20 protein-coding genes are annotated in these 21,692 nt (G+C 73.1%); 12 read left to right on the top strand and 8 right to left on the bottom strand.

The window, feature by feature from the left end:
- Nucleotides 1–29 precede the first annotated feature (29 nt).
- Nucleotides 30–1,007, bottom strand: coding sequence for a DUF6397 family protein (locus tag ACFZCD_RS20860; protein WP_391832904.1), 978 nt, complete (start codon nucleotides 1,005–1,007; stop codon nucleotides 30–32).
- A gap of 101 nt (nucleotides 1,008–1,108) precedes the next feature.
- Nucleotides 1,109–1,531, bottom strand: a complete 423-nt coding sequence (locus ACFZCD_RS20855) for a roadblock/LC7 domain-containing protein (protein WP_391832902.1) — start codon at nucleotides 1,529–1,531, stop codon at nucleotides 1,109–1,111.
- Nucleotides 1,532–1,656: 125 nt separating this feature from the next.
- Between ACFZCD_RS20855 and ACFZCD_RS20850 the strand changes: the two genes are divergently transcribed.
- Entirely contained in the window at nucleotides 1,657–2,310 is a 654-nt protein-coding gene (locus ACFZCD_RS20850; protein ID WP_391832900.1) for a class I SAM-dependent methyltransferase, read from the top strand.
- 21 nt (nucleotides 2,311–2,331) lie between these two features.
- Here the strand turns inward: ACFZCD_RS20850 and ACFZCD_RS20845 are convergent, their stop codons facing one another.
- Complete coding sequence (locus ACFZCD_RS20845; RefSeq protein ID WP_391832898.1) at nucleotides 2,332–3,102, bottom strand: alpha/beta fold hydrolase; 771 nt, start codon at nucleotides 3,100–3,102, stop codon at nucleotides 2,332–2,334.
- A gap of 101 nt (nucleotides 3,103–3,203) precedes the next feature.
- Between ACFZCD_RS20845 and ACFZCD_RS20840 the strand changes: the two genes are divergently transcribed.
- Nucleotides 3,204–3,731 carry a PadR family transcriptional regulator gene (locus ACFZCD_RS20840; protein ID WP_391832896.1) on the top strand — a complete coding sequence of 176 codons (528 nt, stop codon included), beginning with the start codon at nucleotides 3,204–3,206 and terminating at the stop codon, nucleotides 3,729–3,731.
- Here the strand turns inward: ACFZCD_RS20840 and ACFZCD_RS20835 are convergent.
- Complete coding sequence (locus ACFZCD_RS20835) at nucleotides 3,714–4,631, bottom strand: oxygenase MpaB family protein (protein WP_391832894.1); 918 nt, start codon at nucleotides 4,629–4,631, stop codon at nucleotides 3,714–3,716. The genes ACFZCD_RS20840 and ACFZCD_RS20835 overlap by 18 nt on opposite strands.
- Before the next feature lie 125 nt (nucleotides 4,632–4,756).
- Here ACFZCD_RS20835 and ACFZCD_RS20830 point away from each other — a divergent pair, with 125 nt between their 5' ends.
- The 4 genes from ACFZCD_RS20830 to ACFZCD_RS20815 all read left to right on the top strand — a co-directional run bounded on the left by ACFZCD_RS20830 (nucleotide 4,757) and on the right by ACFZCD_RS20815 (nucleotide 8,509).
- On the top strand, nucleotides 4,757–5,023 hold the full coding sequence (locus ACFZCD_RS20830) for a hypothetical protein (RefSeq protein ID WP_391833128.1): 267 nt from the start codon (nucleotides 4,757–4,759) through the stop codon (nucleotides 5,021–5,023).
- Between the two features lie 293 nt (nucleotides 5,024–5,316).
- Entirely contained in the window at nucleotides 5,317–6,150 is an 834-nt protein-coding gene (locus ACFZCD_RS20825) for an alkaline phosphatase family protein (RefSeq protein WP_391833126.1), read from the top strand.
- 2 nt (nucleotides 6,151–6,152) lie between these two features.
- Nucleotides 6,153–7,496, top strand: coding sequence for an MFS transporter (locus tag ACFZCD_RS20820; protein WP_391832892.1), 1,344 nt, complete (start codon nucleotides 6,153–6,155; stop codon nucleotides 7,494–7,496).
- Nucleotides 7,493–8,509 (top strand): TolB family protein, encoded by a 1,017-nt coding sequence (locus tag ACFZCD_RS20815; protein WP_391832890.1) that lies wholly within the window; start codon nucleotides 7,493–7,495, stop codon nucleotides 8,507–8,509. Before ACFZCD_RS20820 ends, ACFZCD_RS20815 begins: the two co-directional genes overlap by 4 nt.
- 30 nt (nucleotides 8,510–8,539) lie before the next feature.
- On the opposite strand, the gene ACFZCD_RS20810 is transcribed toward ACFZCD_RS20815, so the two are convergent.
- Together ACFZCD_RS20810 and ACFZCD_RS20805 are read right to left on the bottom strand one after the other, a co-directional pair.
- Nucleotides 8,540–8,722: a hypothetical protein gene (locus ACFZCD_RS20810; RefSeq protein ID WP_058042796.1), complete on the bottom strand. Its 183-nt coding sequence runs from the start codon at nucleotides 8,720–8,722 to the stop codon at nucleotides 8,540–8,542.
- Nucleotides 8,723–8,788: 66 nt separating this feature from the next.
- Entirely contained in the window at nucleotides 8,789–9,844 is a 1,056-nt protein-coding gene (locus ACFZCD_RS20805; RefSeq protein ID WP_391832888.1) for a fatty acid desaturase family protein, read from the bottom strand.
- A gap of 287 nt (nucleotides 9,845–10,131) precedes the next feature.
- On the opposite strand from ACFZCD_RS20805, the gene ACFZCD_RS20800 reads away from it, so the two are divergent.
- From ACFZCD_RS20800 to ACFZCD_RS20790, 3 genes are all read left to right on the top strand, one after another.
- Nucleotides 10,132–13,005 (top strand): DEAD/DEAH box helicase, encoded by a 2,874-nt coding sequence (locus tag ACFZCD_RS20800; RefSeq protein ID WP_391832886.1) that lies wholly within the window; start codon nucleotides 10,132–10,134, stop codon nucleotides 13,003–13,005.
- Nucleotides 13,002–14,306, top strand: a complete 1,305-nt coding sequence (locus tag ACFZCD_RS20795; RefSeq protein WP_391832884.1) for an SWF or SNF family helicase — start codon at nucleotides 13,002–13,004, stop codon at nucleotides 14,304–14,306. Before ACFZCD_RS20800 ends, ACFZCD_RS20795 begins: the two co-directional genes overlap by 4 nt.
- 122 nt (nucleotides 14,307–14,428) lie before the next feature.
- Nucleotides 14,429–15,310 carry a YceI family protein gene (locus ACFZCD_RS20790; protein WP_391832882.1) on the top strand — a complete coding sequence of 294 codons (882 nt, stop codon included), beginning with the start codon at nucleotides 14,429–14,431 and terminating at the stop codon, nucleotides 15,308–15,310.
- 616 nt (nucleotides 15,311–15,926) lie between these two features.
- On the opposite strand, the gene ACFZCD_RS20785 is transcribed toward ACFZCD_RS20790, so the two are convergent.
- On the bottom strand, nucleotides 15,927–16,811 hold the full coding sequence (locus ACFZCD_RS20785; protein ID WP_391832880.1) for a phosphatidylinositol-specific phospholipase C/glycerophosphodiester phosphodiesterase family protein: 885 nt from the start codon (nucleotides 16,809–16,811) through the stop codon (nucleotides 15,927–15,929).
- Nucleotides 16,812–17,071: 260 nt separating this feature from the next.
- On the opposite strand from ACFZCD_RS20785, the gene ACFZCD_RS20780 reads away from it, so the two are divergent.
- From ACFZCD_RS20780 to ACFZCD_RS20770, 3 genes are all read left to right on the top strand, one after another.
- Nucleotides 17,072–18,289: a phosphodiester glycosidase family protein gene (locus tag ACFZCD_RS20780; protein WP_391832878.1), complete on the top strand. Its 1,218-nt coding sequence runs from the start codon at nucleotides 17,072–17,074 to the stop codon at nucleotides 18,287–18,289.
- A gap of 141 nt (nucleotides 18,290–18,430) precedes the next feature.
- Nucleotides 18,431–19,843: a family 2B encapsulin nanocompartment shell protein gene (locus ACFZCD_RS20775; protein ID WP_391832876.1), complete on the top strand. Its 1,413-nt coding sequence runs from the start codon at nucleotides 18,431–18,433 to the stop codon at nucleotides 19,841–19,843.
- Nucleotides 19,844–19,917: 74 nt separating this feature from the next.
- Nucleotides 19,918–21,324, top strand: a complete 1,407-nt coding sequence (locus ACFZCD_RS20770; protein ID WP_391832874.1) for a family 2B encapsulin nanocompartment shell protein — start codon at nucleotides 19,918–19,920, stop codon at nucleotides 21,322–21,324.
- 64 nt (nucleotides 21,325–21,388) lie between these two features.
- On the opposite strand, the gene ACFZCD_RS20765 is transcribed toward ACFZCD_RS20770, so the two are convergent.
- The gene (locus ACFZCD_RS20765; protein WP_391832872.1) at nucleotides 21,389–21,583 is read right to left on the bottom strand and encodes a hypothetical protein; all 195 of its coding nucleotides are present in this window, start codon (nucleotides 21,581–21,583) and stop codon (nucleotides 21,389–21,391) included.
- Nucleotides 21,584–21,692: the final 109 nt, after the last annotated feature.

Below are 21,692 nucleotides of genomic sequence, written 5' to 3'. Positions count from 1 at the left end.
CGCCCGCCGGCACGGCCACGGCACGGCGTTCACGCGATGAGCCGCAGGCGGCGGAGCCAGCCACGCAGACCGGCCGGTGGCACCGGCTCCGCCCGCGCCTCCTCCGGCTCCCCTCCCGGCCCCTGGTCCCGCCCTTGCTCCGATCGAAGCTCAGGTTCCGGCTCGGCCTCCGGTTCAGGCGCCGACTCCGGCTCCGGCTGCGGCTCCTCAGCAGCACAGCTCAGGTGTGCGTGGGGCTTCGGCGCGGGCCGGTCCGCGCGGGCGGCGGACAGAGCCCCGGCGAGCCGCTCCCGGTGCCGCCCGATCTCGTCGGCGTCGACGGCGAGCGTCACCTTCTCGATGACGTCCCGCGCGGCCGCCGAGTCCGAGCGGATCCCCGCGAGATCGGGACGCAACGCGCTCAGGTACGCCCGCTCGTACGGGTCGGGGACCGCATCCGCGAGCTGTCCGGGATCGAGCACGGCCGCGAAGGCCGCCGCGCGCTCCCAGGGGTCGGCGGCCCGCGCGGTCAGCTGGTCGAGCCGCCGGGCGCGCCAGCTCCGGGCCCGCTGGTCGTCACGCTCCTCCAGCTCCATGCGGAGCCCGGGAGCCGTACGGCCGGTGAGCAGGCCGGGGTTGGCATCGGCGAACTCGACGAGGTCGGCGGCCAGATAGTGCCAGACCACGGCCCGGTAGCGGTTGACGTAGAACCTGACCGGGGCGAAACAGCCCGCTCTGGCGAGGCGGGCGAAGCGGGCGGGGCTCACGCCCATCAGCTGGGCGGCCTCCGCCGTACCCACCGCCCACAGCCGGTTCCGCAGCGAGTCGGGGAATCCCGCGCCGGAGCGGAGCCGCTCGATTTCCTCGCGGGCGACCCGCGGTCTGCCGCCGGGCACGGACACCGTCCGCACGTGCCCCAGCTGCACGGCGAGCTCGAACTCGCGGGGCTTGAGGCCCAGCTCCCGGGCCGCCCTCCCGCAGGCCACCGTACCCGCCGTACCCCGTTCCCGGCATTCCTGCACCGCCATGACGCCCTCCCCGCAACCATCCGATCACTGACAGTGACGACGATAGTGGCGAGGTGCGAGCGCGATTCCTGCCTGTGGATAACTTCCGTGACGGCCCGCTGTCAGCTCCTGCCGCCGAGCCCCCCGGCCGCCCCGCTCTGCTGCCGGGCCGCGACGCCGAGGTGCTCGCCGACGCGGTTGACGAGCAGCGCCATTTCATATCCGATCTGGCCGATGTCCGCCTCCGCTCCCCCGAGGATGCACAGACAACTGCCGTCGCCGGCAGCCGTCACGAACAGCACGCCTTCGTCGAACTCGACCATCGTCTGCCGCACCCGGCCGGCCCGGAACTGCCGGCCCGTGCCCTTCGCGAGGCTGTGCATCCCCGACGCGACGGCGGCAAGATGCTCGGCATCCTCCCGCTTCAGGCTCGCGCTGGCCCCCGTCACCAGACCGTCGTTGGAGAGCACCAGCGCGTGCCGTATGTGCTCGATGCGCTCGGTCAGGTCGTCCAGCATCCAGTCGAGCCCCTTGCCGACTGCCATGTCCCGCCTCCCCGTTCCGCTTTTCCCCGTGACTGCCGTGCAAGCCTTGCTCACCTGCGTGCCGTCGGCAACCCGTCCCGGCCCGTCGGCACGTCTCCGTGCACAAGTTGGCACATGATGGGGACATGGCACAGGAAACGACCAAGGACCAGTGGCGCGATCCCGCCCACGTGCAGGAGTTCTTCACGGTACGGGCGCGCGACTGGGACGCCCGGTTCCCCGATGACGGGCCGGCCTACGACGCGGCTGTCGCCGATCTCGGGCTGCAGGACGGCGACGTGGTCCTGGATGCGGGATGCGGCACCGGCCGGGCGCTTCCGGCCCTGCGGGCGGCCGTCGGACCGAAGGGCGTCGTGCTCGGCGCGGACCTCACGCCCGCGATGCTGGAGGCGGCCGTACGGGCGGGCCGGCACGATGACGGCCGGCTGCTGCTGGCCGACGTCACCAGGCTTCCGCTGCACGACGGTTCGGTCGACGCCGTCTTCGCGGCGGGGCTCGTCTCGCACCTGGCGGATCTCGTGGAGGGCCTGCGCGAGCTGGCCCGCGTCGTACGGCCGGGCGGCCGGCTGGCACTCTTCCACCCCGTCGGGCGGGCCGCGCTCGCCGCCCGTCACGGCCGTCCGGTGACGGCCGACGACGAGCGCGCCGAGCCCAACCTGCGCCCTCTGCTGGCGCGCGGCGGCTGGCACCTCGACTCCTACACGGACGAGGACAACCGCTTCCTGGCGCTCGCCCACCGCTCGGACCGCCCTGCGCGGAACGGAGCGGTCCAGGGCTGAGGCGCTACGCGGGCAGCGGGCTCACGAGGACAGGAGGGACTGCGCGGCGACCGCCCGGACGAAGGCGGCGGGGTTGTCGAACATCATGTTGTGCCCGGCACCGGGCACGGTCTCCACGACCACTCCCGACGCCTCCAGCTCCTCGCGCCCCGGGAGTTCGCCGCTCAGCTCGCCGATCAGGTACGTCCGCGGAATGGCCAGTTCCTGCAGCATGTGCCGCATCGTCGGCCGGGTCCCCCGCACCAGGCCGACCGCGCTGCGGTGCAGGGCCGTGGGGTCGGCCAGCCGCATCGTCGCGCGCCAGAGCGGGCCCACGCGCTGCAGCGTCTCCGAGAAGCCGCCGCCGTGGACGAAGCCCTCCTCCGTATACGAGGAGATGCCGCTGCTGCCGGCCGTGCGCGGCGGGTCGGGGTCGAGGTTCGCCTCGGCGAGGACGAGACCGGAGACCAGCTCCGGCCGCCGGGCCGCGAGCACGACGGCGACCGATCCGCCCATGCTGTGGCCCACGAGCTCGGCCCCCTTGATCCCGGCCGAGTGCAGGGCCGCGGCAACGGCGTCGGCGTGCTCCTCGAGCGTGTAACCGAAGTTCAGGGGGCGGTCGCTGATGCCGTGCCCGGGCAGGTCGATGAAGAGCGAGCGCCGGTCGGACAGCGCCGGGGCGGCAGCGATGTGCGCGTGGTAGACGGCCGACGCCGACCCCAGGCCGTGGAGGTAGACGCGCGCCGGGCCGCCTCCGGCGGCCTCGGTCCATCGCACGCAGGCCCCCGTGGATCCGAACTCCGCCTGTCGCATGCCCTTCTCCCCTCCAGCGATTCCGTACTGGATCATCACCATACATCGATCCCGATGTATGGCCATAGCGATGTACAGCGGCTGTCGGGTTGAATACCGCCATGCTTGAACTCGCCATCCTCGGATTCCTCTACGACGCTTCGCTGCACGGTTACGAGCTGCGCAAACGCATCGCCGCGCTCACCGGGCACGTGAAGCCCGTGGCGGAGGGCTCGCTGTATCCGGCGATCAAGCGGCTGGAGTCGGCGGGGCTGCTGGCCCGCGAGACCCGGCCCGGCTCGGGAGCGGCCCCCCGGCACGTGCTCAGCCTCACGCCGGACGGCCGCGAGGAGCTGCGCCACCGGCTTGCGGAACCGGCCGAGAACGACATCACGGACGAGAACCGCTGGTTCACCGTGCTCGCGTTCCTGCGGCACCTCGGCGAACCGGCGGGGCAGGCCGCCGTGCTGGAACGGCGGCTCGCCTTCCTCCAGCAGCCGGCGAGCTTCTTCTACGCCGGCGACCGGCCGCTGCACGCGGAGGAGGTCGAGGACCCCTTCCGGCGCGGGGTGCTCACGATCGCCCGCGCCACCAGCCGCGCGGAACTGGCCTGGCTGCGGGAGACGATCGGCTCACTCCGCGGCGCCTGAACCGGCTTCCGCAGCGGGCCGTCCGTGCGGCACCGGGCAGACCGTTCCCCGCCGGGCAGCGGGGAACGTGCCCAGCTCCGCGACGACATAGCCGTCCGGATAGCCCTTGATCTCGGGGTTCTGGCGCACGTAGTGGGGAGTGCGGCGCGGCGGGAGGAGGCGCACGGCCCTGGCCCGGGTCCGCAGCGCGCCCCGCACCAGTGCCCGGGCGGCGGGGTGGGGCCGCTCGTACCGGAAGGCCCGCAGCAGCGAGTCGTCGAGCAGGGCCTTGCTCGCACCGCGCACGAGCGGGGCGAGCGGACGCGGGTACCAGGAGGCCATCAGGTCGAGCGTCGCGTCCGACACGCGGCGGCCCCCCTCGTCCCAGCCGAAGTGCTCGGCCTCGTAGTCGTCCAGGCAGCGCTCGAACTCCGCATAGGATCCCGGGATGCCCTGGATGCCCATGTGCTTGCCCAAGGCGCGGTAGTACGCGGCGATCGCATGCCGCTCGTGCCCGGAGAGCCGTCGCCAGCCGTACGCGTCGACCCACCTTCCGGGGATGACGACGAAGGTGCACAGGACGTAGCGCATGTCGTCGTTGCTGATGTCATAGCCGCGGTGCATCTGGTTGATTCGGCGGATCGCTGTGCGCCCGCTCTCGCTGTCGAATCCGTGCTCGACGACGGTGTCCAGGAGGAGGGCGGTGTCGTCGTAACGTTTCTGTGTGCGGTCGGGGAGCTCGCCCGTCTCGGCGAGGAGCCGGCCGATGCTGGGCACCGCGTAGGTCCTGTAGAGGGCGAGTTCGAGTGCGCGGGTGATGTCCCAGGGGAACTCCAGGGTCGCCGTGATCCGGTAGATCCTGAGGAAGTCCCGTTCGGGGTCCAGCCTCCGGATCTCCTTGAGCCAGTCGAAGCGCTTCACTCGGCGGTCGCCCCTTCGTTCGTCGGAGGTTCAACTCTACGGGTGGCGGGCACACTTGAACGACCACGGCACGGACCGCTCGCGGAGGCAGGTGAGGATCGGTGTTCAGCAGGCTCCGCAAGCGCATCGAGGAGGCCCGGCAGCTGCCGGAGCCCGTGCCGCCCGCCGGGCGGCAGCAGCACAACCTCTTCGAGGCGGCTGCCACCTATGTGGCGGCGTGCGCCGAGGACGACCACGACAGAAGCGCCGAGGCCGCCCGCTGGGTGTCCCCGGACGCGCTCTGCTTCGGCGTGAACGAGCTCGCCTGCCGGGCCGTGGTCGCGCTCGCCCGTGAACACGACGAGACGCCGCAGCACATGGCGCGCAAGCTGCTCAACCTGCCCGTCGCGTAAGGCGCGGACCGGTCACGGACCGGCCGCCTCCGACCGGCTCCCCCTTCACCGCGCAGGCCTGTGTGCGGGTCGGTCGTGCCCGCACACAGGTCGTGGGCACCCACAGTTCCCGAAGCCGACACCTTGAAGGCGTGTACATGCCACTTTCGGCGTTCTACATTGCCATCACGTCCCGGCCCCCCACCTCGTCCCGGGCCTCCCCACCAGCGCCCGCCCGTACGGAGGACACCGTGCCCGCCGCCACCAGACACCTCCACAGCTCCCGCCGGCTCCGCCGCCGTCATCTCGGCGCCATGGCCACGGCGATCGGCCTCGCCGCCACCTCCCTCGGCCTGTGGGCCTCGGACTCGTCCGCGGCAGCAGCCGTGCCCACCCCCGATCACGTGGTGGTCGTGGTCTTCGAGAACCACGCCTACGACCAGGTCATCGGCAGCTCCGGCGCCCCCTACATCAACTCCCTCGCCGCGGGCGGGGCCGGGCTGACCGCCTCGTACGCCGAGACGCACCCCAGCCAGCCCAACTACTACGCCCTCTTCTCGGGCGACACCCAGGGCGTCACCGACGACAGCTGCGTCACTCCGGGCTTCAGCGACGAGCCCAACCTCGCCTCCGAGCTGGACGCCGCGGGAAAGACGTGGGGGAGCTACAACGAATCCCTGCCCGCCGAAGGGTCCACCACCTGCAAGAGCGGCAAGTACGCGCAGAAGCACAACCCCTGGTTCGGCTTCGGCAACGTGCCCACCGGCACCGCGCACACGATGACCGCCTTCCCTGCCGACTACAGCAAGCTGCCGACGGTCTCGTTCGTCGTGCCCAACCTCTGCAGTGACATGCACGACTGCTCCGTCGGCACCGGTGACACCTGGCTGAAGAGCAACCTCAAGGGCTACGCCGACTGGGCCAAGACGCACAACAGCCTGCTCCTCATCACCTTCGACGAGGACAACAGGCTCAGCGGAAACCGCATCCCGACCGTGCTGTACGGACAGCCCGTCAAGCCGGGGTCCACGTCCGGCACCACGTACAACCACTACGACGTCCTGCGCACGCTCGAGGACATGTACGGGACCGCGCACGCCGGCCGGGCCGCGAGCGCCCAGGACATCACCGGCATCTGGAACAGCTGACCGTGTACCTCGCGGACAGCCGCACCGCTCCGGGCGTCCACGACACCGCCGGCCGGGCCCCCTCCCCCGGCCGGCGGGCCGCCGTGCCCGCAACCGTGCTCACCCTGGGCACCGTCAGCCTCGTCACCGACGTCTCCTCGGAGATGGTCACCGCCGTCCTGCCGCTCTACCTCGTCGCCGAACTGGGGCTCTCACCCCTCGGCTTCGGCCTCCTGGACGGCATCCACAACGGCGTCAGCGCGCTCGTCCGGCTCGCCGGCGGCAGGTTCGCCGACCGGGGCCCCGGCGGCCACAAGGCGGTTGCGGCGGCCGGTTACGGCCTCTCCGCCCTGTGCAAGCCACTTCTGCTCGTGGTGCACGGCGTCCCGCTGATCGGCGCGGTGCTCGCCGCCGACCGCACGGGCAAGGGCCTGCGCACCGCGCCGCGCGACGCCATGATCTCGCTGGCCTGCGATCCCGCGGGCCGGGGCCGGGCCTTCGGGGTGCACCGGGCGATGGACACCGCGGGAGCCCTGATCGGCCCCCTGGTCGCCTTCCTCATCCTGCGGGCGGCAGCCGGCGGTTACGACGCCGTGTTCACGGTGAGCGGCTGCCTGGCCGTCCTCGGGGTGCTCGTCCTCCTGCTGTTCGTGCCCGGCCCCACGGCCGCCCGCGGCCGGCGCAGCGCCCCCGCGGGGCGGGCTCCGCTGCGCGCCGTGACGCGCCGGCCGGAGGTGCGCCGGCTGACCGCGTGCGCGGTGCTGCTCGGGCTGACCACCGTGAGCGACTCGTTCCTCTACCTCACCCTGCAACGCCGCCTGGACCTGTCCGAGGCGTGGTTCCCGCTGCTGCCACTGGGGACGGCAGGAGCCTTTCTGCTGCTGGCCGTACCGCTGGGGGCCGTCGCCGACCGCGTGGGGCGGCGACGGCTGTTCCTCTGCGGCCACCTCGCGCTGCTGGGCGCGTACGCCGTGCTCGTCGCCCCGCTCGGGGGCTCCCCCGCCCTCCCGTGCCTCACGCTCGCGCTGCACGGGTGCTTCTACGCGGCGACGGACGGGGTGCTGGCGGCGGCCGCCGCCGATGCCGTTCCCGAGGCCGTCCGCGGCAGCGGGCTCGCCGTCGTCCAGACCGGGCAGGCCGCCGCCCGGTTCGCCTGCTCGATCGCTTTCGGTGCGGCCTGGACCGCGTGGGGCGACCGGACGGCGCTGGAGGCGGCAGCCGCCGGTCTGGCCGTCTCCGCCGCCGTCAGCGCCCTTCTGCTGCGTCCCTCGAAGGCGCCGGCGGGCGGCTCGGCCGAGCCGCCCGCCGGACCGGGACGCCGGATAAGCCCGGCGAGCCCGGCACGTCACGAGGGCCCTCCCCGGTGAGCCTCAGGAACCGCGTGCTGACCCTGATCGCGGCCGTGCTCGTCCTCGGCGGTGTCGCGCTGGCCGCCACGCTGCACGCGGCGGGGCGGGCCGCCGAGAAGGACCGCACCCGGCCGGGCGACCCGCGGGTCGCCCGCGGCGAGGTCGTCCTGGACGCGCCGGGCCGGAGCGTCTTCCGGAACATGGCCTGGGGGCCGCACCGCGACGAGATCGCCTCGGTGCCCGCCGCCGACCCGTCCGGGCCCCGGACGTCGTCCGGAGTGCGGTGCCTGCGCTTCCACGCGGCCGGCGGGACGGGAATCTGCCTGCAGGCGGTCCACGGCAGGCTCCACGACGGCTACCGGGCCGTCGTCCTGGACGCCCGGCTGCGCGAACTGCACCACTACGACCTGGCAGGCGTGCCGACCCGCGCGCGGGTCTCCCCCAGCGGGCGCTCCGTCGCCTGGACCGTGTTCGTGAGCGGCGACTCGTACGCGGGCACGAACTTCTCCACCCGGACCTCCGTCCTGGACCTGCGCACCGGGACGCTGGACCGCAACCTGGAGGACTACCGGTTCTACCTGGACGGGCGGCTGCACGAAGCGGCGGACACCAACGTCTGGGGCGTCACGTTCGCCGACGACACGCACTTCTACGCGACCGTCGCCACCGGAGGGCGGACTCATCTGGTGCGCGGCGACCGTACCGACCGGACGCTGCGGTCCGTGCACGACAACGTCGAGTGCCCGTCCCTCTCGCCCGACGGAACGCGCGTCGCCTACAAGAAGCGCGTGGAGGGCGCGCCCTCCGACGCGCCCTGGCGGTTGTACGTCCTGGATCTGCGCACTCTGCGCGAGACCCCGGCGGCCGAGCGGCGCAACATCGACGACCAGGCGGTCTGGCGGGACGACCGCACGCTCGTCTACGCGCTGCCGGGCGACTACGGATCGGATCTGTGGACCGTCCCGGCGGACGGTTCCGGCAGTCCGCGGCTCACGATGCCCGCGGCGCTGGCGCCGGCCTTCACCGGCTGACCCTGCCGGCCGTCACAGCCGTCACCGTCCTCAGCGGCCGAGCTCCTTGCGCGACACCCGGCGCAGCCTCTTGCGCTGAGAGGAGTCCAGCAGCAGATACGCGCCCACGGGGACGCCGACCATCACGAGCAGCGCGGCCCAGAAGGGCAGCAGCCACAGCAGGATCACTCCGACCGCGACGCCTCCGACGGCGACCTTGGTCCTGTTGCTCATATCCCTGCCTCCTTCGCGGCGGCTGCCGCTCTGTCGTGAGAACGCCCGGCGGATCCGCCCGGTTCCTCAGCCGGCCCGCAGCGGCGCGCCGACGTCATGCATGTGGTGCAGCGCCTGGCGGTACGAGTCGACGATTCCAGTCTCCGTGTACGGGAGCCCCGCCGCGCGGCAGTGCGCGCGGACCAGCGGCCGGGCGAGGCGCAGGTGGGGGCGCGGCATGTTCGGGAAGAGGTGGTGCTCGATCTGGTAGTTCAGGCCGCCCATGAGCCAGTCCGTGACGGGGCCGCCGCGCACGTTGCGCGAGGTGAGGACCTGGCGGTGCAGGTGGCCCCAGCGCTCGCCGTCCGGGTCCGGCATCTCCATGCCCTTGTGGTTGGGGGCGAAGACCATGCCGAGGTGGAGACCGAAGAGGGCGTGGTGGACGAAGGCGAAGACGGCGGCCTTGCCGGGGGACATCGAGGACAGGAGGAGGGTGGCGTAGCCGGCCGCGTGGAGGGCCAGGAGTGCGGCTTCCGTCCACCGCTCACCGGGCGTCTGCCGCTTGAGGTCGCGCACGCCGGAGACCTTCAGGCTGATGCCTTCGAGCAGGAGCATGGGGAAGAAGAGGCGGGCCTGGTTGCGGGTGAGCCACCGGGAGAGCCCCTGGCGCTGTGCGGCCTGCTGCCGGGTCCAGACGAGTGCGCCGACACCGACGTCCGGGTCCTTGTCGACGTGGTTGGGGTTGGCGTGGTGACGGTTGTGCTTGTCGTTCCACCAGGCGTAGCCCATGCCGAGCAGCAGGTCGGCATGGAGGAGGCCGATGAGCCGGCCCGTGCGCCGCGTGGCGGCTATCTGGGCGTGCCCGCTGTCGTGTCCGACGAAGGCGGTGCGGGCCCAGAAGAGGGCGGCGGGGACCGCCAGCAGGAGCGTCCACCAGGAGTCGCCGGCGAGCACGATCCCGGTGGCCGTGGCGGCGAGTGCCAGGAGGTTCACGACGATGCTGCGGGCGTACCAGCCCCTGCGGCGTTCGAGGAGGCCCTCGTCCCGTACCTGGCGCAGGAGCGGGGCGAATGCGCTGCCCGCGGCAGGCCCGTCGGGCGAACCCGCGGGAGGCTCCGTGAGCAGAGTGGCGGCCTGGGACATGAGGGCTCCGGACGGTCGGAAGGACGGGGCGGGTGACGGCAGACGGCGATCTCGGAAGAGTGCGGCCCGACCTCACCGAACGTACGGACCGGGGCGGGCCCGTAGCCATGGCGTCACCACCCGGGCCGTGCGGGGGCAAGCCCCCGGCGGGCGCAGGGGGTTTAGGTACACCCCTCGTCCGGCGGTGTGGTCCGGCTCACGCTGTGGAGGCCTTCGCCGGGGGCACGCGTCCTGTACCCTCGGCCGCTCCGGACCCGACTAGTCAAATTTGAGGAATGCGCAGCGCTGTGACACCGCCCTCTGCCGCAACACCCTCCGAGATCTCCCGGCTCGCCCGGTGCTCGGCGGTCTTCCTTCCCGGAGACCCCGCGCGCACCGGGCGGGTGGCCTTCTGGCTCCCGGACGACGAACCACCCGCCTCCCCGGGCGGCGTCGAGGACCTGACCGTCGCCGTCGCGGACGGCACCGGCGTCACCACCACGACCGTGCGGGCCGCCGTGCTGCCCGTGCGCGACGCCCTGCCCGTCCTGACCCGCGCACGGTCCGCGCGGGCGTGCGAAGCCGCCGCCTTCTGGGGCGCCGCCGCCGTACTCGCCCTGCAGCTGGCGGCGCGCGGGCGCCTGCTGCCGGGGCTGTCGGCCACCGACCACGACGCGTGGCGGGCCGGCCCGCTCACCGCCGACGACCTGCGCCGGGTGCGCGACCTGGCCGCCGCCATGCCCCCCGCAGCGCATGCCGTGCCCCTCCCGGGCACCGGCCCGCTGCTGCTCCCCGAGCCGGAACAGCTCCTCCGCGCCTTCCTGGACGCGGTCGCCGACGGACTCCCCCGCTCCCCCGCCGCGGCCCTCGCCGCCGGCGGACCAGCCTTCGCCACGCCCGAACCGCGCCGCCTGCCCGAACAGCGCGCCTGGGCGGAGGGCGTCGCCGCGGGGCACGACGCGGGCGTACGGCTCTCCCTGCGCGTCGAGGCGCTGGTCCCCTTCGGTGACGACGCGGACGCCGCCCCGCGCTTCCGGGCCGTCCTGCAGCTCCACAGCCTCTCGGACCCCGCCCTCGTGGCGGATGCCGCCGAGGTGTGGTCCGGGGAGTCGCCCGCGGGCGCCGCGCTCGGCCGGGACGCGCGCATGAAGGCGCTGCTCGCGCTGCGCCGTGCCGCCCGCGCCTGGCCGGCGCTCACGCCGCTGCTCTCCGCCGCGGTCCCCGACGCCATCGACCTCGCCGACGAGGAGGTCGGCGAACTGCTGGGAGGAGCCTCCGCGGCGCTGGACGCCACCGGCGTCGAGGTGCACTGGCCGAAGGAGCTCGTCCGCACGTTCACCGCGCGGGCCGTCGTCGGCCCTCCGGACGACGACGGCGAGGGACCGGACCGCGAACGCTCCGGCATGCCGTCCCTGCTCTCGGCCGACGCGCTGCTCGCCTTCAGCTGGCGCTTCGCCGTCGGCGGCCTGGAGCTGACCCAGGCCGAACTGGACCGCCTCGCGGAGGCCGGCCGGCCCGCCGTACGGCTGCGCGACCAGTGGGTGCTCGTCGACCCCGCGGCGGTGCGCCGCGCCCGCGAGCGGCAGGACCGCAAGATCACACCGATCGAAGCGCTGGGAGCCGCGCTCACCGGCAGGGCGCACGCCGAGGGCGGTGACGAGGAGGGCGAGCTCGTCGACGTCCGGCCCACCGGCTGGCTGGCGGCGCTCCGCGACCGGATCGCCGATCCCGGGGAGAGCCGCGAACCCCTGTCGCAGCCCGCCGCGCTCGCCGCCACCCTGCGCGACTACCAGCTGCGCGGCCTGGACTGGCTGCACCGGATGACCTCGCTCGGCCTCGGCGGCTGCCTCGCCGACGACATGGGCCTCGGCAAGACCATCACCCTGATCGCCCTCCACCTGCACCGGCAGACGCTGCCCGGCGCGGCCGGGCCCACGCTGGTCGTCTGCCCCGCGTCCCTGATGGGCAACTGGCAGCGGGAGGTCGAGCGGTTCGCGCCCGGCACCCCGGTGCGCCGCTTCCACGGCTCCTCGCGGTCCCTGGAGGGGCTCTCCGGCGGGGAGTTCGTGCTGACCACGTACGGCACGATGCGGCTGGACGCGCGGCGGCTGGGCGGGACCGCCTGGGGGCTCGTCGTCGCGGACGAGGCCCAGCACGTGAAGAACCCGTACTCCGACACCGCGCGACAGCTGCGCAGCATCGGGGCGAAGGCACGCGTGGCGCTCTCCGGCACGCCGGTCGAGAACAACCTCTCCGAGCTGTGGGCGATCCTCGACTGGACGACTCCCGGGCTGCTGGGCCCGCTGAGCCGGTTCCGCAAGCGCTACGCCCAGGCCGTCGAGGGCGGCGCGGACCCGGCCGCTGCCGAGCGCCTGGCGGCCCTGGTCCGCCCGTTCCTGCTGCGCCGCCGCAAGTCCGACCCCGGCATCGCGCCCGAGCTCCCGCCGAAGACGGAGACGGACCGGGCGGTCGCGCTCACCAAGGAGCAGGCGGCGCTGTACGAGGCCGTGGTGCGGGAGATGCTCGCCGAGGTCGAGGGCGCGGACGGCCTCCAGCGGCGCGGTCTGATCGTCAAGCTCCTGACCGGCCTGAAGCAGATCTGCAACCACCCGGCGCAGTTCCTCAAGGAGAAGTCCCCGCGGATCGCCGGCCGCTCGGGCAAGGTCGAGCTCCTGGACGAGCTGCTGGACACGATCCTCGCCGAAGGGGCGAGCGTGCTGGTCTTCACGCAGTACGTGGCGACCGCCCGTCTCCTGGAACAGCACTTGGGGGCGCGTGGCGTCCGCACGCAGCTCCTGCACGGCGGCACGCCCGTGGCGCGCCGCGAGGAGATGGTGCGCCGCTTCCAGGACGGCGAGGTCCCCGTCTTCCTGCTGTCGCTGAAGGCCGCCGGTACGGGCCTCAACCTCACCCGGGCGGAACACGTCGTGCACTTCGACCGGTGGTGGAACCCGGCCGTGGAGGCACAGGCGACCGACCGCGCGTACCGGATCGGCCAGACGCAGCCGGTGCAGGTGCACCGGTTCGTCACCGAGGGCACGGTCGAGGACCGCATCGCCGAGATGCTCGCCCGCAAGCAGGCCCTCGCGGACGCCGTCCTGGGCAGCGCCGAGGCGGCCGTGACCGAACTGACCGACGCCGAGCTGGCGGATCTCGTCGCACTGAGGGGGAACGGACGTTGACCGGACAGGATGCCGCCGGCCGGGCGGAGCGCACGTTCGAGGCGCTGCCGCCCGAGCCCGGTCGGAGCGGGGCGCGGACCTGGTGGGGCCGGGCGTGGCTGAAGGCGCTGGAGGACACGGCGCTGGACGGCAAGCAGGTCAAGGCGGGGCGCAGGCACGCGCGCGCGGGCGCGGTGGGCGCGGTCTCCGTGCGGCCCGGACGCCTCACGGCCCTCGTACGGGACCACGACGGCACCCCGTACCGCGCGGACGTGGTGGTGCAGGAGTTCAGCGCGGCGGACTGGGACCGGCTGCTCGGCCTGGTGGCCGCCGAGGCGGGGCACATCGCGGCGCTGCTCGACCGCGACATACCGCCGCACCTGGCCGAGGACGCGCTGGCGACCGGGGTGGAACTGCTGCCGGGCATCGGGGATCTCGAACCGGAGTGCTCGTGCGGGGCCTGGGACCACTGCGCGCACACGGCGGCGCTGTGCCATCAGATGGCGCGGCTGCTCGACCGGGACCCCTTCGTGCTGCTGCTGATGCGCGGGCGCGGGGAACGTGAGCTGCTGGACGAGCTGCAGGAGCGCAACGCCGCACGCGGACCGGGCAGCACGCCCGTACGGGGTGCCGGTGCGCCGTGCGGGGTGCCTGCCGTGGACGTGTTCGCCGGGGCCGCGTCCGTACGCCCGCTGCCCGACCCGCCTCCTGCGGTGGACGCTCCGGGCCGCCCTCCGGTGCTCGCGGGTGATGCGGGGCCCGCGCCCGGACTCGACACCGGGGCGCTGGAGTTCCTGGTGGCGGCAGCAGCAGTACGCGCCCGGCAGCTGCTGGCGGAGGCGCTGACCGCCGGCCATGAGGGCTCTCCCGTCGCGAGGGAGCTCTCACTGTGGGAGGACGCCGTACGGCTCGCGGCGGCCGGCCCGGACGACCGGATCGCCGGACGGCTCGCAGCGGGCTGCGGCCGGGAGCGGTCCGAGCTCGCGCGGGCGGTGCGGGCGTGGGGGCACGGCGGTCCCGCCTCGCTCGCCGTGCTGGAGGAGGACTGGGCCCCGGGGGCGGAGGACCTCGCACGCGCGCGTGCCCAGCTGACGGCCGCATGGGAGGAGGAGCAGGCGCCGCGGCTCAGGGCCGTGCGCAACCGCTGGACCGCGGTCGGCACGGGCGCGCAGCTGCGCTACGGCAGGGACGGCCGCTGGTGGCCCTACCGGAAGGAGGGCGGCCGCTGGGAGCCCGCGGGGGCCTGCGACCACGATCCGGCCGCCGCGCTCGCGGCGCTCCTCGCGGACGAGGTCCCCTCGCCTCCCCCAGTCGACCGGTGATCCGAAGGCCCGAGAAGACAAAAAGGAACCTTTCGTAGGCAACCCCAAGGTTTTTTCCCATCAGCGACAGATTATGGTGATCTACAGTTCAATCACCTTCTGTCGCAGAAAGGCCCTTTGGGATGGCTTTCGCCCTGCTCCGCCGGTTCACGCGTTTCTCCGGTCCGGAGACCACGCCGATTCCGTTCGGAGCGGGGGCCCTCGACTGCACGGTGACGGACGCGGCGCAGTCTCCGCTGCACAGAGCCGAGGTCTCCGTACGGGACGCCAGTGGCCAGGAGGTGGTGCGCGGCCAGACCGACCCGCACGGCCGGTTCACGACGACCGTCGCCCCCGGCGAGTACAGCCTCGCCCTGACGGCCGACGGGTTCCAGCCCGTCCTGCGCACCGTCACCTGCGCGGAGGGCGTCAGCACCTCACTCGGCACCGTGGCGATGGTGACGGCCCCGGCGCCCGCCATGCCCGCGCCGGGCGCATGGCGCATCGATCCGGACCACACGGCGGTGCGCTTCATCGCCCGGCACATCGGGCTCGCCGAGGTGCACGGGCGCTTCAACCGCTTCGAAGGCACCCTCTGGATCGCCGAGGACATCGAGCACTCCCATCTCGACGTCGTGATCGATACGGCCAGCATCGACACGGGCGTGGCGCAGCGCGACGAGCACCTGCGCTCCCGGGAGTTCCTGGACGTCGCGCACTACCCGTACATGCAGTTCACCAGTGAGCGCTTCGTCCACAAGGGCGGCTCGCGGTGGACCGTTCAGGGCGTGCTCAATCTGCACGGCGTCAGCCGGAACATCGCCCTCGACACCCGGTACCTGGGGATCGGCACCGGCATCATGGGCGAGACCCGGACGGCCTGCTCGGCGTCGACCGAGCTGCACCGCGAGGACTTCACCCTGGACTGGCGCTCCATGCTCCGGCGCGGCATCGCCATGATCGGCGCCACCATCAGGATCGAGCTGGACATCCAGGCCGTCCCGGAGCAGGTCCCGGCCGGCTGACGGCCCGTACGCCGCCCCGGTCAGCCTCTGCCGCCGTCCCCGGAGACCGGGAGCAGGCCCGTCGGGAAGCCGCTCGGCAGACCCGTGGGCAAGGACGTGGGCAGACCGCTGGGGAAACCGCTGGGAAAGCCGCTGGGCAGACCGGACGGCAGCGCCGTCGGCCACCGGGACGGAAGCCCGGTGGGAACGGTGAGGGACGGCGATGCGGATGACCCGCCGTCACCCGGACTGCCCGGACCGGCGCTCTTGCCACCGACGATGAGGACGGCGCCCAGGCCGAGCCCTGCGACCGCCACCACCGCGGCGGCGAGGAAGGCGGCCCGACGGCGACCACCGCCCCGGCGAGGGGGCGGCGGAGGCGCGTCCCACGGCGGCTGGGCGGGCCCGAAGCCGCCCGGAGGCGGGCCCGCCGGCGGCCCGTGAGGCGGTCCAGATGGAGTGGCCATGCATCCAGCGTCCCGCCGGACCCGCGGCCCCCGGCGGGCGGTGACGGTACCGCCACACGATCCGCCCGGGACCGGGACATTCCGCCGGACGGCGCCCGGCCAACCTCAGGAGACCTGCGAACCGCCCGGAAGACCATCCCCCGTTCAGGAGTGCGGCGCCCGGCGGACGCTCAGCCCGCCGCCCGCAGGAACGCCTCAAGGCCCGCCAGGTCGTCCGTGTTGAGGAAGTCCACGCCGGCCGAGTACAGCTCCCGCCACACGGCCTCGCGCGCCGGGCCGGGCCGGTCGGGCGTGGCCCAGAACCGCACCTTCCGGCCCTCTGCGTGCGCGGTGGAGACGATCCGCCGGAGGCGGGCCCGCTCCGGGGCCGGCATCGGGCCGGCGCCCTGCCACCCGAAGACGCTGTTCCAGTTGTCGCTCACCAGGGGGACGAAGGACGCGGGCGCGCCGCCGCCGAGGTCGGCGAGCCGGCCGTCGTAGAACGCGTGGCGCAGCCGCTCCTCCGCCATGGGTCCCCGGGCGCCCCGGTCCCCCGACACCACGGCGGTGACGGCACCCCGGCGGATCCGGCCGTCGGCGCAGGAGGTGAACAGCGTGCCGTAGCGGCGCAGCCGCCGTGAGAGCTCGCGGTACGTCGCGGCGCCCTCGGTCTTGATGTCGACGAGCAGTTGCAGCGAGAGGTCGTGGCCCGGGTAGACCCGGCCGTGACCGGCTCTGACCCGGCGCTCCAGGGGGTCGAGGTAGAGGGCTTCGAGGGTGCGGGCCGGATCGAGGCCGGACGCGTCGTGGGCGACGAGGAGTTCGCCGTCGGCGAGCCAGATGTCCGCCTCGACGCTGCCGAACCCGTGTCCGAGCGCATCGGTGAGCGGATGGGGGTGCTCGTAGTCGTTGTGCGCGTGCGCACGGCGCAGGGGCGGACGGCCCGGCGCGCCGGACGCGTCGTGCTCCACTGCCGCCGGGGCGGCCAGGGCCGGTGCGGCGAGGGACCCCGTGAGCGCGGCGCCGAGGGCGGCTCCGAAGGTGACGACGGCCGCGCGGCGCGAGCGAAGGCTCATGGCAGCTCTCCCAGTTCTCCGGGAACTCCCGGGTCGGTGCGGGCCCGCCGGGCGGCTGCGGTCCGTCCGCGCAGGCCCGTACGGGTGAGTATCCGGGCCCGGGCGGGCCTCTGGGCAGGGATGTGCCGGGAGTTGCCGAGAGTTGCCCGCGTCGACGCCGGCGCTTCCCCTGTCGTTCTTTCGGGGCATGGTGAACTGTTCTGCGCCGTGCCAGAGTTGACGGGACCTCTGGGGTGACTGTGAAGAGACGCAGAAGACGTGTGCGCTCGGTACTGACGGTTCTGGTGGCGTGGTCCTCGCTGATCGGCGGGGGCACCGCCCTGGCGGATGCGGGCGACCGGCCCGCGCTGCGGCTCGGGGCCCCGGCCCCGATCGCGCCCGGCGTCGAGTACCGGGAGTTCTCCCTGTCCGCCTCCCACGGTCCGGCGTACGGGCACGTGCTGAGGGTCGACCTGAGCGAGCCGGGCGTCTCGCTCGACCTGCTGTACCCGGGCTCGGTCGCCGCGCGGGCGACGGTGTCCCGGATGACGGCCGCCCGCAAGGCGGTGGCCGGGGTCAACGGCGACTTCTTCAACATCACGGAGGCCCAGCACCCGGGGGTCGAGGCGACGGGCGCGCCCGTGGGCCCGTCCATCACGGGCGGCCGCCGGCTCGGTGCCGCCGTGCCGGACGGCCAGCGCTTCGGGCCGGTGCTGCCCCCGGGCGGCACCACCCGGGACGTCATCGGCCTCGGCACCGACGACAGGGGCCGGCTGGACCGGCTCACCCTGAAGGGGACCGTCTCCGCCAAGGGCAGGACCCTGCCGCTGCGCGGGCTCAACCAGTACGCCCTCCCGGTCGGCGGGATCGGCGCCTACAACTCCTCCTGGGGCTCGGCCTCACGGCTGCGGGCGACCTGCGGGACGGACGTCAACAGGGCCGCGCCGTGCACGGACGACACCTACGAGCTGACGGTCCGGCACGGCAAGGTGACGGGCGCGGCGCGGAAGCCGGGGCACGGTGCGATCGCCTCCGGCACGCTGGTGCTCGTCGGGCGGAACGCCGGGGCGCGCGAGCTGCGCCGGCTGAAGGTCGGCGACGCCGTGCGCGTGGAGGAGCGGCTGCAGCCGGCCCACCGGGGGGCGCTGCGCTTCGCGGTCGGCGGGTTCCCCGTGCTGCGCGACGGCCGGCTGCTGCCCGGCCTGGACTCCACGACCTCCGCCGTGCGGACCTCCGCCGGTCTGGGCGACGACGGCCGGCTGTTCTACCTGCTGGCGCTGGACGGCGCCCCCGGCTACCGCTCGGGGCTCACCGTCGCCGAGCTCGCAGACCTGATGCGCGACCTGGGATCCGACGACGCCGTGAACCTGGACGGCGGCGGTTCGAGCACGCTGGTCACCCGTGATCCGGACAGCGGGCGGACGACGGTCCGCAACCATCCGTCGGGCGGCGCGGAACGACCGGTGGCGAACGGCATCGGAGTTTTCCTCAGAACGTAACATCATCGATCAATCCACCCTTTTGAGTGACTGCGCCCGCTGATATCCCGCTGCTAGCTTCGATAGCGGCCAAGGGGAATTCTTCGGCACGTCCGCAATGAGCTGCGGGCTGTCCCGTAACGGATGGGTGGGCATTCGGATATGACGACGTCAGTGGAGACCGGTAACGACGGCAATAACGGTCCCGGACAGCTGAGCCTGGGCACCGCGGCCGCGCGGAATCTGGCGACCACGACAAAGTCCGTGCCGCAGATGCAGGCAATCACCTCGCGGTGGCTCCTGCGCATGCTGTCATGGGTGCACGTCCCGGGCGGTACGTACCGGGTCAACCGGCGGCTGACGCACACGCTCGGCGACGGCCGGGTGGAGTTCGTCTCGACCGGCGCCGATGTCCGGGTCATCCCGGCCGAGCTCGGCGAGCTCCCATTGCTGCGCGGCTTCGACGACCCGGCGGTCCTCGAAGCGCTCGCGGGCCGCTTCACCCAGCGCGAGTTCCGGCCGGGCGACGTCCTGGTGGAAGCGGGGCAGCCGGCCGACCAGGTGGTGCTGATCGCCCACGGCAAGCTCAACAAACTCCATCAGGGCGAATACGAGGATCCCGCCGTCCTCGGCGTTCTCGCCGACGGCGGCTATTTCGGCGACCAGGCGCTGGCCGCGGCGTCGGAGAGCAACTGGGACTTCACCGTCAAGGCCGTCACCGCCTGCACCGTCCTGACCCTGCCGCGCCAGGCGTTCCAGGAGGTCATGGAAGGTTCGGAGGGTCTGCGGGCCCATGTGGAGGAGTTCCGCGCGGCCGCCGGCCGCCCGCAGAACGAGCACGGCGAGTCCGCCATCGACGTGGCCGCCGGCCACTCGGGCGAGCCGGCGCTGCCCGGCGTCTTCGCGGACTACGAACGCTCCCCCCGGGAGTACGAGCTGAGCGTCGCCCAGACCGTGCTGCGCGTCCACACGCGCGTCGCCGACCTCTACAACGAGCCCATGAACCAGGTCGAGCAGCAGCTGCGGCTGACCATCGAGGCCCTGCGCGAGCGCCAGGAGCACGAGATGATCAACAACCGGCAGTTCGGCCTGCTGCACAACGCCGACCTCAAGCAGCGCATCCACACCCGCAGCGGGCCGCCCACCCCCGACGACCTCGACGAGCTGCTGGCCACGGTCTGGAAGGACCCCGGCTTCCTGCTCGCCCACCCGCGCACGATCGCGGCGGTGGCCCGCGAATTCAACAGGCGCGGCGTGTATCCGGACAATGCTGCCGTCGGCGGCCACTCCGTACCCGCCTGGCGCGGAATTCCCATCTTCCCGTGCAACAAGATCCCGATCAGCGAGACCGGCACCAGTTCCATTCTCCTGATGCGCACCGGCGAAGAATCCCGGGGTGTCGTCGGGCTGCACCGCACGGGAATTCCCGATGAATACCGGCCGAGCCTCTCCGTACGTTTCATGGGCATCAGCGATCAGGCCATCATGTCCTATCTGGTGAGCGCCTACTACTCCGCCGCCGTCCTGGTGCCGGACGCCCTCGGAATTCTGGAGAACGTCGAGATCGGGCACTGACCCGGCCGCCGCGCCACACCCCGCACACCGTGAATCCGCGCCAGGTACCGCATACAGATGGGTGACAACCAGCCATGACCACGTCAGTGGAGTCCGGAGAGGCCACTACGTCCGCGGAGGCTCAGCTCAGCCTCGGCACGACGGCGGCGCGCCAGCTCGCCACGACGACCAAGACCGTCCCGCAGATGCAGGGGATCTCCTCCCGGTGGCTCCTGCGCGTGCTGCCCTGGGTACAGGTGTCCGCCGGCACCTACCGGGTGAACAGGCGCCTCACCTACACCGTCGGGGACGGGCGGGTCGAGTTCATCTCCACCGGCTCGGAGGTCCGGGTCATCCCGCCGGAGCTCGGGGAACTGCCGCTGCTGCGGGACTTCGGCGACAACGACACGCTGGAGGCGCTGGCGGACGGCTTCGTCCAGCGCGAGTTCGCCGCCGGTGACACGCTCGTCGAGGCCGGCACCCCGGCCGACCAGATCTTCCTCGTCGCCCACGGCAAGCTCAACAAGACGGGCACCGGCAAGTACGGTGACGAGATCGTGCTCGGCGTGCTGGCCGACGGCGACTACTTCGGCGAGCAGGTACCCCTGGAGCCCGACGGCACCTGGGAGTTCAGCGTCCGGGCCGTGACCCGCTGCACGGTTCTCGCGCTCTCGCTGCAGGCCTTCCGGGAGCTGTCGGAGCGTTCCGAGGCGCTGCGCGAGCATGTCGCAGCGTTCGCGTCCCGCCCCGCCAAGCCGCAGAACAAGCGCGGTGAGGCCGACATCGCCGTGACGTCGGGGCACGTCGGCGAGCCGGTCATCCCCGGCACCTTCGTGGACTACGAGCTCCGCCCGCGCGAGTACGAGCTGAGCGTCGCCCAGACCGTGCTGCGGGTCCACACGCGCGTCGCCGACCTCTACAACGAACCGATGAGCCAGCTCGAGCAGCAGCTGCGGCTGACGGTCGAGGCGCTGCGCGAGCGCCAGGAGGACGAGATCGTCAACAACCGCGAGTTCGGTCTGCTGCACAACGCCGACATCAGCCAGCGCATCCACACCCGCAGCGGCCCGCCCACCCCCGACGACCTCGACGAGCTGCTGGCGCGGCGCCGCAAGACCCAGTACATCCTCGCCCACCCCCGGACCATCGCGGCGTTCGGCAGGGAGTGCACCAGCCGCGGCCTCTACCCGAAGTCCATCGACGTCCTGGGCTCCTCGGTGCGCTCCTGGCGCGGTGTGCCGCTGCTGCCCTGCAACAAGATCCCGATCAGCGAGAACGGCACGAGCTCGATCCTCGCGATGCGCACGGGCGAGGACAACCAGGGTGTCGTGGGCCTGCACCAGACGGGCATCCCGGACGAGTTCCAGCCGAGCCTCAACGTGCGGTTCATGGGCATCAACGAGCAGGCGGTCTCCTCGTATCTGGTGAGCGCCTACTTCTCGGCGGCGATCCTCGTCCCCGACGCCCTGGGCGTCCTGGAGGACGTGGAGATCGGGCGCTAGGCCGCCCGGCGAGCGGCATCGCCCGGGCCGGGTCCCCTGACAGCGGGGCCCGGCCCGGGCGGTGTCAGGGCCGCACGCCGCTCACGAGGCGTGCGGTGGTGTTCAGGCCGTCGGAGATCGTCGGCGCGACGCTGGTGCTCGCGAGGAGGAAGCCGAGCAGGACGCAGACCAGGGCGTTCGACATGCGCAGGGAGCCGCTGCGCATGAACACGACCACGAGGACGAGCAACAACAGGACCACGGAGAGCGAAATGGCCATGGCGAACCTCCTCGGTGGAACGGTTGCCCGTCAGTGTGTCGCACCGGACGCCCCGGCCCGGCGCGCCGCGTGTACTCCATTCAGGTACGAGCGCCGCCGTCCGGGCCGG

The organism is Streptomyces sp. NPDC008001, from assembly GCF_042958085.1.
GTDB lineage: Bacteria > Actinomycetota > Actinomycetes > Streptomycetales > Streptomycetaceae > Streptomyces.
Note: the sequence above shows the minus strand (reverse complement) of the source record. Positions and strands in the feature narration are given on the sequence as shown.